Source organism: Cupriavidus sp. SK-4 (assembly GCF_000611125.1).
GTDB classification, from domain to species: Bacteria; Pseudomonadota; Gammaproteobacteria; order Burkholderiales; family Burkholderiaceae; genus Cupriavidus; species Cupriavidus necator.
This window is the reverse complement of the sequence record NZ_JFJW01000087.1, coordinates 15,264-27,264: the sequence shown is the minus strand read 5'-3', so window position 1 is coordinate 27,264 and position 12,001 is coordinate 15,264. Positions and strand designations below refer to the sequence as shown.

Here is a 12,001-nt window from a genome sequence, read left to right as displayed (position 1 = left end):
GGCCGAATGGCAGGCCGCCGGCTGGGTCGACGCCAGCCGCACCGCGCGCACCCTGCTGCCGACCGACCCTGCACAGCCGCCATCGGCCGCGCCACCACTGCACGACGAGCAGCGCGCCGCGGTGCAGGCCATTGCCGAGGCCGAGGGCTTTGCGCCGTTCCTGCTGCACGGGGTAACCGGCAGCGGCAAGACCGAGGTCTACCTGCATGCGATGCAGGCGGTGCTCGAACGCGATCCCCAGGCCCAGGTGCTGATGCTGGTGCCCGAAATCAACCTGACCCCGCAACTGCAGGCCCGCATCGCCGCGCGCTTCCCGCACCTGCCGCTGGCGGTGCTGCACAGCGGCCTGGCCGACCAGGAGCGCAGCCTGCAGTGGCTGGCCGCGCACCGCGGCGAGGCCCGCATCGTGCTGGGCACGCGCATGGCGGTGATGGCGTCGCTGCCGGCGCTGGCGCTGATCGTGGTCGACGAGGAACACGACACTTCCTACAAGCAGCAGGAAGGGCTGCGCTACTCGGCGCGCGACCTGGCGGTGTGGCGCGCCAAGCAGCGCGGCATTGCCGTGGTGCTGGGTTCGGCCACGCCGTCGATGGAGACCTGGTGGCGGGCCGGGCAGGGCACTTATCGCAAACTGGTGCTGCGCGAGCGCGCCCAGGCCGAAGCGACCCTGCCGACGGTGCGCCTGGTCGACCTGAACCACGAGCGCCAGCGCCAGCGCACGCTGTTCGAAGGCTTGTCGGTGCCGCTGCTGGAAGCCATCGACGCGCGCCTGGCGCGCGGCGAGCAGAGCCTGCTGTTCCTGAACCGCCGCGGCTACGCGCCGGTGATTGCCTGCGACAGCTGCGGCTGGCTGTCGGGCTGCCCGCGCTGCTCGGCGTACCTGGTGCTGCACCGCCCCGAGCGGCGCCTGCGCTGCCACCACTGTGGCCTGGAGGCGCCGGTGCCGCACCACTGCCCCGACTGCGGCAATGTCGACATCGCGCCGCTGGGGCGTGGCACGCAGCGCATCGAAGAGGCATTGGCGGCGCGCTTCCCGCAGGCGCGCATCGCCCGCATCGACGCCGATTCCACGCGCCGCAAGGGCAGCGCGCAGGCCATGTTCGACGAGGTCCATGCCGGTGAAGTCGACATCCTGGTGGGCACGCAGATGGTGGCCAAGGGGCACGACTTCCAGCGCGTGACCCTGGTCGGCATCGTCCATCCGGACGCGGCCATGTTCAGTCACGACTTCCGCGCCGCCGAGCACCTGTTCGCCTCGCTGATGCAGGTGGCCGGGCGGGCAGGGCGGGCCGGCCTGCCGGGCGAGGTGCTGATCCAGACGCGCTACCCGGACACCCCGGCATTGCAGGCGCTGACGCGCCACGACTATGATGGATTCGCGGCCAGCCAGTTGCGCGAGCGGCGCCAGGCCGGGTTGCCCCCGTTCTGCTACCAGGTGCTGGTAACCGCCGAGCACGGCCAGCTGGAGCGGGCGCTGCAGTTCCTGGAAGTGGCGCGCCGGCATGCCGAAACCTGCGAGCTGGCGGCCGAGGTGCAACTGCACGACCCGGTGCCGATGTCGATGGTGCGCATCTTCAACCGGGAGCGTGCGCAGATGCTGGTTGAGGCCACCTCGCGGCCCGTGCTGCAACGCTTTGTGGCTGAGTGGGTACAGACTTTCGCAGATGTGGGGACGGAGGCAAAAGGGGTGCGCTGGCAGCTTGAAATCGATCCGTTGCGGATCTGAGCCGACTGGCGTGGTGGTGAAAGGTGCAACCCTGGAATTAGGGTTTTCGATAGGGTTACACTAGGTTGCACCTTGATGATTTTCGGGAGTAAGATCGCGCCAGCTCACAGGCTGCGGCCGGTCGCGCGCCCGTGCCTGCCGGCATGGACGAGGTAGCACCGGCGGCGGCTCCAGTCTTTCGGAGAATTGCCCGCATGGCCACCACCACTCTCGGCGTCAAGCTCGACGACGCCTCGCGCGACCGCCTCAAGCGAGTTGCCCAATCCATCGACCGCACGCCGCACTGGCTGATCAAGCAGGCCATCTTCACCTATCTCGAGCAGATCGAGCGCGGCCACCTGCCGCACGAGACCGGCGCCGCCGGTAGCGCCGACGCGGATGGCGCCGACGGAGCCGAGCTGGTCCATGGCGATGCGCCGCAGCCATTCCTGGAGTTCGCCCAAAGCATCCAGCCGCAATCGGTGCTGCGTGCTGCCATTACCTCTGCCTATCGACGCCCGGAAACCGATTGCGTACCGGTGCTGCTGGAGCAGGCACGCCTGCCGCAGCAGCAAGGCGAGGCCGCCATCAAGATGGCCAAGACCCTGGCCACGCGGCTGCGCGAGCAGAAGGTCGGCACCGGCCGCGAGGGCCTGGTGCAGGGCCTGATCCAGGAATTCTCGCTGTCGTCGCAGGAAGGCGTGGCGCTGATGTGCCTGGCCGAGGCCCTGCTGCGCATCCCCGACAAGGCCACCCGCGACGCGCTGATCCGCGACAAGATCAGCGGCGCCAACTGGCAGTCGCACCTGGGCCAGAGCCCGTCGCTGTTCGTCAACGCCGCCACCTGGGGCCTGCTGCTGACCGGCAAGCTGGTCGCCACCCATACCGAATCGGGCCTGACCAAGGCGCTCACGCGCATCATCGGAAAGGGCGGCGAGCCGCTGATCCGCAAGGGCGTGGACATGGCCATGCGCCTGATGGGCGAGCAGTTCGTCACCGGCGAGACTATTTCCGAGGCGCTGGCCAACGCGCGCAAGTACGAGGCCGAAGGCTTCCGCTACTCCTACGACATGCTGGGCGAGGCCGCCATGACCGAGGCCGACGCGCAGCGCTACCTGGCCTCGTACGAGCAGGCCATCCATGCCATCGGCCAGGCTTCGCGCGGGCGCGGCATCTATGAAGGCCCGGGCATCTCGATCAAGCTGTCGGCGCTGCACCCGCGCTACAGCCGCGCGCAGCATGAGCGCGTGGTGGGCGAGTTGTACGAGCGCCTGAAGTCGCTGACGCTGCTGGCACGCCAGTACGACATCGGCATCAATATCGACGCCGAGGAAGCCGACCGCCTGGAGATCTCGCTGGACCTGCTGGAACGCCTGTGCTTCGAGCCCGAGCTGGCCGGCTGGAACGGCATCGGCTTCGTGGTGCAGGGCTACCAGAAGCGCTGCCCGTTCGTGATCGACTACCTGATCGACCTGGCCCGCCGCAGCCGCCACCGCCTGATGATCCGCCTGGTCAAGGGCGCGTACTGGGACAGCGAGATTAAGCGCGCCCAGGTCGACGGCCTGGAGGGCTACCCGGTCTACACGCGCAAGGTCTACACCGATGTGTCGTATATCGCCTGCGCGCGCAAGCTGCTGTCGGTGCCGGACGCGATCTACCCGCAGTTCGCCACGCACAATGCGCATACGCTGTCGGCCATCTACCAGATCGCCGGCCACAGCTACTATCCCGGCCAGTATGAGTTCCAGTGCCTGCACGGCATGGGCGAGCCGCTGTACGACCAGGTGGTTGGCGCCACCGCCGACGGCAAGTTCAACCGCCCGTGCCGCATCTACGCGCCGGTCGGCACGCATGAAACGCTGCTGGCCTACCTGGTGCGCCGCCTGCTGGAGAACGGCGCCAATACCTCGTTCGTGAACCGCATCGCCGACGACACCATCTCGCTGGACGAACTGGTGGCCGACCCGGTCGCCGTGGTCGAAGCCATGCACCGCGAAGAAGGCGGGCTGGGCCTGCCGCACCCGCGCATCCCGTCGCCGCGCACGCTGTACGGCAAGAGCCGTCCCAATTCGGCCGGCATCGATCTCGCGAACGAGCATCGCCTGGCGTCGCTGTCGTCGGCGCTGCTGGCTGGCACCAGCGAGCGCTTCGTGGCCGAGCCGCTGCTGGGCGCCGAGGTGCCGCGCGCAGCCGACGCCATCACCACGCCGGTGCTGAACCCGGCCGACCACCGCGATGTGGTGGGCCATGTCACCGAGGCCGGCCAGGCCGACGTCGACGCCGCGCTGCAGGCCGCCATCAATGCCGCGCCGATCTGGCAGGCGACGCCGCCGGACGTGCGTGCGGCCGCGCTGGAGCGCGCCGCCGACCTGATGGAAGCCCAGATGCAGTCGCTGATGGGCATCATCATGCGCGAGGCCGGCAAGACCTTCTCCAACGCCATCGCCGAAGTGCGCGAAGCCGTGGACTTCCTGCGCTACTACGCCGCCGAGGTGCGCCGCAGCTTCGACAACGAGACCCACCGCCCGCTGGGCCCGGTGGTCTGCATCAGCCCGTGGAACTTCCCGCTGGCGATCTTCACCGGCCAGGTGGCCGCGGCGCTGGCCGCCGGCAACCCGGTGCTGGCCAAGCCCGCCGAGCAGACCCCGCTGATCGCCGCCGCCGCCGTGCGCCTGCTGCGCGAAGCCGGCGTCCCGGCCGGCGCGGTGCAGCTGCTGCCGGGCCGCGGCGAGACCGTGGGCGCCGCGCTGGTCGGCGATGCCCGTGTCAAGGGCGTGATGTTCACCGGCTCGACCGAAGTCGCGCGCATCCTGCAGCGTAACGTCGCCGGCCGCCTCGATGCCGCCGGCCGCCCGATCCCGCTGATCGCAGAGACCGGCGGACAGAACGCGATGATCGTCGACTCGTCGGCGCTGGCTGAACAGGTGGTGGGCGATGTCCTCAGCTCCGCTTTCGATTCGGCCGGCCAGCGCTGCTCGGCGCTGCGCGTGCTGTGCCTGCAGGAAGACGTGGCCGACCGCGTGCTGGAAATGCTCAAGGGCGCCATGCAGGAACTGAACATGGCCAATCCGGACCGTCTCTCGACCGACGTCGGCCCGGTGATCGACGACGAAGCGCGCGGCAATATCGTGCGCCATGTCGATGCCATGCGCGCCAAAGGCCGCCGCGTCCACCAGGCCGACCCCAACGCCGCGCAGGGCGCCAGCTGCCGCAACGGCACCTTCGTGCCGCCGACGCTGATCGAACTGGACAGCATCGAGGAACTCAAGCGCGAGGTGTTCGGCCCGGTGCTGCACGTGGTGCGTTTCCCGCGCGCGGCGCTGGACACCATGGTCAGCCAGATCAATGCCACCGGCTACGGCCTGACGCTGGGCATCCATACCCGCATCGACGAGACCATCTCGTACATCGTCAGCCGTGCCCATGTGGGCAACCTGTATGTCAACCGCAATATCGTCGGCGCCGTGGTGGGCGTGCAGCCCTTTGGCGGCGAAGGCCTGTCGGGCACCGGCCCGAAGGCGGGCGGCTCGCTGTACCTGCACCGCCTGCTGTCGGTCTGCCCGCAGGATGCGGTGGTACGCAGCGTGCGCGCGTCGGACGCAGGCGGCGGCGCCGAGGCGGCCACGCTGCGCGACGAGGCCGCAGCGGCCTTCCAGGCCTGGGCCAGTGCCGAGCTGCCGGCGGTGGCCGCCGCCTGCGAGCGCCTGGCCGAGGCGTCGCCCTCCGGCCTGACCGTGACGCTGCCCGGCCCCACCGGCGAGCGCAACACCTACACCCTGCTGCCGCGCGAGCACGTGCTGTGCCTGGCCACGCAGGAGGCCGACCTGGCCCTGCAGCTGGGCGCCGTGCTGACCGTCGGCGCCGAGGCCGTATGGCCGGAAAACCCTGTCAGCCGGGGGCTGTTTGCGCGCCTGCCTAAGGGCGTACAATCGCGCGTCCGCATGGTGGCCGACTGGACCGCGGCGGACATCGCTATCGATGCGGTGCTGCACCACGGCGACTCCGACCAGCTGCGCACGGTGTGCGAACAGGTGGCTGTGCGCACCGGTCCGATCATCGGCGTGCAGGGCCTGGCGCAAGGTGAACCGAATATCGCGCTCGACCGTTTGCTGATCGAGCGCTCGCTCTCGGTCAACACCGCGGCCGCGGGCGGCAATGCCAGTTTGATGACGATCGGCTGAGGCAACCCTCGGACGTCGTCATGTCGAAGCACGCAGCGGTGGCGGCGATCCCGCCCCGTTGCGTATTGAAGCAAGGTGCGGCACTGCCAGGCTGCGCCGCTATAACTGCCGGCAACGGCACCACATCGGCACCATTTGGGACCCAAGGAGATCTGATGAGCTCGACATTCCACAAGACGGCAATGACCGTTGCCCTGACCGTGGCTGGCCTGACCGCCGCCTCCGCCGCGTTCGCGCAGGCGCAGGAAATCAAGCTGGGCTTTGCTGGCCCGATGACCGGCGGCCAGGCGCAGTACGGCAAGGACATGCAGAACGGCATTGTCCTCGCGATCGAGGACATGAACGCTACCAAGCCCAAGATCGGCGGCAAGGAAGTCAAGTTCGTGCTGGTCTCCGAAGACGACCAGGCCGACCCGAAGACCGGCTCGGTGGTGGCGCAGAAGCTGGTGGATAACGGCATCCAGGGCATGCTCGGCCATTTCAACTCGGGCACCACCATCCCGGCGTCGATGGTCTACAACCGCGCCGGCATTCCGCAGATCGCCATGGCGACCGCGCCGGAATACACCAAGCAGGGCTTCAAGACCACCTTCCGCATGATGACCTCCGACACCCAGCAGGGCTCGGTGATCGGCGCCTTCGTGGTGAAGAAGCTGGGCGCGAAGAACATCGCCATCGTCGATGACCGCACCGCCTACGGCCAGGGCCTAGCCGACGAGTTCGAGAAGGCCGCCAAGGCCGCCGGCGGCAAGATCGTGCGCCGCGAGTTCACCAACGACAAGGCGGTGGACTTCAAGGCCGTGCTGACCAACATCAAGCGCAGCAACCCGGACATCATCTTCTACGGCGGCGCCGAGACCCAGTCCGCGCCGATGGCCAAGCAGGTCAAGGAACTGGGCATGAAGGCCCCGCTGGTGTCTGGCGAAATGTCCAAGACCGACAACTTCCTGAAGCTCGCCGGCCCCGCCGCCGAAGGCACCGTGGTGTCGCTGGCCGGCCTGCCGCTGGACCAGATGCCTGGCGGCTCCACGTATGAGAAGAAGTACGAGAAGCGCTTTGGCTCGAAGGTGCAGACCTACTCGCCGTACGCCTACGACGGCGCCACCGCGATGATGTCCGCCATGGTCAAGGCCGGCTCGACCGATCCGGCGCGCTACCTGCCGGTGCTGGCTGCTACCAATATGCAGGGCGTGACCACCAAGACGCTGGCGTATGACGCGCGCGGCGACCTGAAGGATGGTGGTATCACTGTCTATAAGGTGGTTGGCGGCAAGTGGACGGTGCTGGAGACGGTTGGCGGGAAGTAAGCTGCTGGCTGGTTTTGGCTATGGGAGAACGCTGCCTTTGGGTGGCGTTTTTCCTTTTGGGGCTTTGGCGCCATAGCGCCCACGCGCCCAAACAAATCCGTATCTCCCCCATTGGCGCATAATCCCGCACTCGCACATTTTTTCAATCCATAGGAGCAGTACGTGTCCGAGCAGGAAGCCAGCTACGACCACGCCATCGGGCTAGCCAACCAGGGGCGCTTCGCCGAAGCCCTGCAGATTGCCGACAAGCTGTCGCAGGCCCGCCCCGAGGTGGTTGATTTCGTCACGCTGCGGGCGCGGCTGCACTTTGACAACGGTGACGCCAACGCCGCGCTGGCGGTGCTGGACGAGGCGCTGGCGCGGCTTGACACGCTGCCGCTGCAGCCGCCGCACCGCTGGGCCTCGCGCGGGGTGATCGCGCACCGCTACGGCGCCATGCTGATGAGCCTGGGCCGCGATGCCGAGGCGCGCCCGTGGCTGCATGAGGCCGCGCAACGCAGCGGCCTGCTGACGGGCGAATGGGCCGCGCATTTCCACGCCGGCCTGGCCGCCCTGCGCATGGGCGACATGGCCGCCGCGGCACGCTACTGGCATGACCTGATGGTCCGCAATCCCGACCTGGGCGCCGACGACATCACACCGCTGGTGACGGACTACATCGCCCGGGCCGAGGCCGCCGGTGTGCCGGTGGAGCCGCTGATGCGCGTCTGCCTGGGCCGCGTGGCCCTGGACAACCCGCATCTGCTCGAGTTCGATCCCGCAGCCGGTGACACCGTGGCCGCCGACCAGGCCGCCCGTGTGCTGGCCGAGCACCCTGACCACCCCGAGGCGCGCCGCCTGCGTGCACCGCTGCGCCACGGCGTGGGCGACGTCCAGGGGGCACTGGACGACCTGGCGGCCTACCTGCGCCAAGTGCCCGACCCGCAGAGCCAGGTACGCGAACTGGCCTGGCGCCACCAGCTGGCGCAGCGCGCCGACAGCACCCAGCCGGCCGATCGCGAGCCATGGCTGCGCTTCACGCTGACCGACCAGTCCGACGACGGTGCCGGCTACTACCGCGCCGCCATGGCACTGGGAGAGTTCATCGACGAGGTGCCGGCGGCCGAGGCCGCGCTGCGGCCGGTACTGGTGCAGGCCGGCCGTTCCGGCGTGGCGCGCTTCGACCAGTATTTCGCCACCGGCCAGGGCGACGCCGCGGGGCACGGCGGCAATGCCGACCCGCATGTCTATTCGCTGCTGTGCAGGCTGCTGTCGCGCAGCCTGCCGGCCGACGCCGCGCACGTGAACGAGCGCATCGCGCTGCACCAGCAGGGCATGGCCGCCAGCGAGTTCATCGACCACTGGATCGACCTGCTCGACTGCCACGCAGACGCTGGCCAGCACCAGAAGGTGGCCGAGCTGGCCGGCGAGGTGCTCAACCGCTACCCGCTGGAGCGCAACCCTGCCGACGTGACCTGGGCCTTCAGCCGCATGATCGCGGCCTGGAAGGCCATGGGCGGCGCCGAGCCGACCGAGGCCGCGCGCGCCGCGATGATGCATATGGATGCACGCCTGGACGCGCTGCCGGTGGAAGCCCGCAGCGAGGCCGCGCACCCGATGGCGCATGCGCGCGCGCACTTTGCCGTGCTGCTGCAGGCGCAGGTGGCCGGCATGGACGAGCACGACCGCACCGATGCCCTGGCCGAGATCGAGGCCCAGCAGCGCCGCGCGCTGCTGGTGGAGGATGCCTGGCTGTACAACCGCTTCGGCCAGGTCTGGCGCGACGTGGGCGAAGCCGAGCGCGCGCTGCCGCTGTTCGAGCAGGCCGTGGCGCTGACCGAGGGCGATCCGCTGGACCAGGCCGGCCCGCGCGTGCAGCGCGGGCTGGTCCACAACGCAGCGCGGCGCCACGATGCCGCGCTGGCCGACTTCGTCGCCGCCTTCGCCGTGCGTGACGACTGGGATGCCGACGTGTACCTGCGCGCAGTGCAGTCGGCACTTGGCCTGGACCAGCGTGAAACCGCGCTGGGGTATTTCGAGAAGGCCCGTGCCCGCGGCGCAGCGCAGGGCTCGACGGGCACTTTGTACGCACAGGTGGAGGCCGCGCTGAAGGCAACCCGGCCGATGTGGAAAGTCTGGGGCGTCTGAAACGTCGCTCCGGGCCGCCGAACGGTCTGAACATGTAAGGGATGTAAAAAACGCCATCTGGAGATGGCGTTTTTTACACGCAGATGACAGAAGTTGTGCGCGTGTTTTGTGCGGTGTCGGACAATCACTGACATGGATTGTGAAGTGCTTACATTACCATGTCGCCATGAATGGACTGAGCCAACTTTTTCCAAGCCTCCCGCTCGCGCCCGGCGGCCTGTTCTGGGTCGGGCTGGCGCTGGTCGGCGCCGGCCTGGCCGGTGAGCTGAGCCGGCGCTGGCTGCGCTGCCCGCGCATCGTCGGGTATGCCGCGGCGGGGCTTTGCGCCGGCATGCTGGGGCGCGGCATCGTCGACGAGAACATGATCAACCAGACCCGTATCCTGATCGATATGGCGCTGGCGCTGGCCTTGTTCGAACTCGGGCATCGCCTCTCGCTGACCTGGCTGCGCGCCAACCGCTGGCTGCTGCTGACCAGTGCCTTTGAAAGCCTGCTGACCTGGGGCCTGGTGGCGGCGGTGCTGCAATGGATCGGCGCCTCGCCCGGCGTGGCGATCCTGGCCGGCGGCATCGCGGTCAGCACCTCGCCCACCATCGTGCTGCAGCTCAAGAATGAGTTGCGCGCCGACGGCCAGGTCACCGAGCGCCTGATGGCGATGGCTGCGCTCAACAGCATCTACGCCGCCGCCATCGTGCAGGTTGCCACCGGCTGGCTGCATTCGGAATACGGCAACCTGGGCGCTGCGCTGCTGCATCCGCTGTACCTGCTGGTGGGCTCGTGCCTGCTGGCGTGGGTGGTGGGCAAGCTCGGCCATGCCATCTATGACCGCATGTCGGCCGACGACCACTACAGCTTCCTGGTGCTGGTGGGCCTGGTGCTGTTCACGCTGGCGCTGACCCGGGTACTAAAATTGTCCATGCCGCTGACGCTGATGCTGGCCGGTGTCGTATTCAAGCACCAGGACAACCAGCCGCATGTGTGGCCGCCGCATTTCGGCAGCGCGGGCAGCCTGCTGATCATCGTCATGGTGGTGTCGCTGGGCCTGCCGCTGACGGCACAGGACTGGGCCGTGGGCGGCGTCTACGCCATCGCGCTGGTGGTGCTGCGCCATGTGGCCAAGCTGGCGGGAGTGGTGTCGCTGGGTTCGTTCTCGGGCCTGAGCCTGCGCCAGTGCATGGCGCTGGGGCTGGCGCTGGCGCCGATGTCGGGCCTGGCCTACCTGCTGATGCATGACGTGGCGCGCCTCTACCCCGGTACCGGCCAGCCGCTGGCGGCCATCATCCTGTGCGCGCTGGCTATCGAACAACTTTTCGGTCCGGTGATCGCGGCCTGGGCGCTGCGCTACGCAGGCGAAGTCCGCGTCGACATCCGGTCCAATGGAGGAGGGCGCTGATGTCGCTCGAACCGTTCAAGCACTCAGAGGCACTGACCTTCGGCGTGGAGCTGGAGCTGCAGCTGGTCAACCGTCATGACTATGACCTGGCCCCGTTCGCGCCCGACCTGCTGCGCGCGCTCAAGGGCGCCGAGCATGCCGGCGACATCAAGCCTGAGATCAGCCCGTCGATGATCGAGATCAGCACCGGGATCTGCCACAGCTACCAGCAGGCGCTGGAAGAACTGACCGTGATGCGCGACCTGATGGTGGCGGCCTCGCGCTCGCTGAACCTGGGCATTGCCGGCGGCGGCACCCACCCGTTCCAGCAGTGGGCCGACCGCACCATCTCGGATTCGCCGCGCTACCAGTACATCTCCGAGCTGTATGGCTACTTGGCCAAGCAGTTCACCGTGTTCGGCCAGCATGTGCATATCGGCTGCCCCAGCGCCGACGAATCGCTGTTCCTGCTGCACGCCATCGGCCGCTACGTGCCGCACTTTGTGGCGCTGGCGGCATCCTCGCCCTATGTGCAGGGCGTGGATACCGGCTTTGCCTCGGCGCGGCTGAATTCGGTCGCGGCCTTCCCGATGAGCGGGCGGGCGCCGTTCCTGCTGACGTGGGACGCCTTCACCGCGTATTTCGAGAAGATGCGCAATACCGGCGTGATCGAGAGCATGAAGGACTTCTACTGGGATATCCGGCCCAAGCCGGAGTTCGGCACCATCGAGGTCCGCGTGATGGACACGCCGCTGACGGTGCAGCGCGCCTGCGATATCGCCGCCTATATCCAGATGCTGGCGCGCTACCTGCTGCTGTCGCGCCCCTTCATGCCGCAGGAAGATGATTACCTGGTGTACACCTTCAACCGCTTCCAGGCCTGCCGTTTCGGGCTGGAGGGGGAGTACGTGCATCCCAACGAACTGACGCGCATGCCGATCGCCGACCACATCCTGTCGATCTGCGACGCGCTGGTGCCGCACGCCGAGGCACTCGGCTCGCTGGAAGCGCTGGCCAATATCCGCGCGCTGGCAGAACGCCGCGATGGCGATGCCGAGTGGCTGCGCCAGGTCGATGCCGATGCGCGCAGCCAGCGTGAAACGGTGCGCAAGGCGTGTGACCGGTGGGCTTCCTGAGCCTGCGCCGGGCTGCCCTCTGGCTTATTTGACGCTGTAGCCGCGCCCCTGCATGCAGGCGCCCCAGGCCTGGTAATACGAGCCCATTGCCTGGCTGGTATTGGCTGCCGCCTGCTGGTTGGCCGCGTTCGCCTCGCGGCGCGACTGCCGGTGCGCCACGCCGCCCCCCACCG

General features: G+C 68.5%; 6 protein-coding genes. All 6 read left to right on the top strand.

Annotation, left to right across the window (positions count from 1 at the left end; genetic code table 11):
• Positions 1 to 1,726, top strand: a 1,726-nt coding sequence (locus tag CF68_RS18615; protein ID WP_035821500.1) for a primosomal protein N', incomplete at its 5' end; no start/stop codon positions are given.
• A gap of 194 nt (positions 1,727 to 1,920) precedes the next feature.
• Positions 1,921 to 5,886, top strand: a complete 3,966-nt coding sequence (gene putA, locus CF68_RS18610) for a trifunctional transcriptional regulator/proline dehydrogenase/L-glutamate gamma-semialdehyde dehydrogenase (protein ID WP_035821498.1) — start codon at positions 1,921 to 1,923, stop codon at positions 5,884 to 5,886.
• A 155-nt stretch (positions 5,887 to 6,041) separates the two neighbouring features.
• Complete coding sequence (locus CF68_RS18605) at positions 6,042 to 7,193, top strand: branched-chain amino acid ABC transporter substrate-binding protein (RefSeq protein ID WP_035821495.1); 1,152 nt, start codon at positions 6,042 to 6,044, stop codon at positions 7,191 to 7,193.
• A gap of 162 nt (positions 7,194 to 7,355) precedes the next feature.
• A complete protein-coding gene (locus CF68_RS18600; protein ID WP_035821492.1) occupies positions 7,356 to 9,320 on the top strand; it encodes a tetratricopeptide repeat protein in 1,965 nt (654 codons plus the stop codon).
• 166 nt (positions 9,321 to 9,486) lie between these two features.
• On the top strand, positions 9,487 to 10,713 hold the full coding sequence (locus CF68_RS18595; protein WP_035821490.1) for a cation:proton antiporter: 1,227 nt from the start codon (positions 9,487 to 9,489) through the stop codon (positions 10,711 to 10,713).
• Entirely contained in the window at positions 10,713 to 11,828 is a 1,116-nt protein-coding gene (locus CF68_RS18590; protein ID WP_035821488.1) for a YbdK family carboxylate-amine ligase, read from the top strand. The genes CF68_RS18595 and CF68_RS18590 overlap by 1 nt, the downstream gene beginning before the upstream one ends.
• The last annotated feature ends 173 nt before the right edge of the window (positions 11,829 to 12,001 follow it).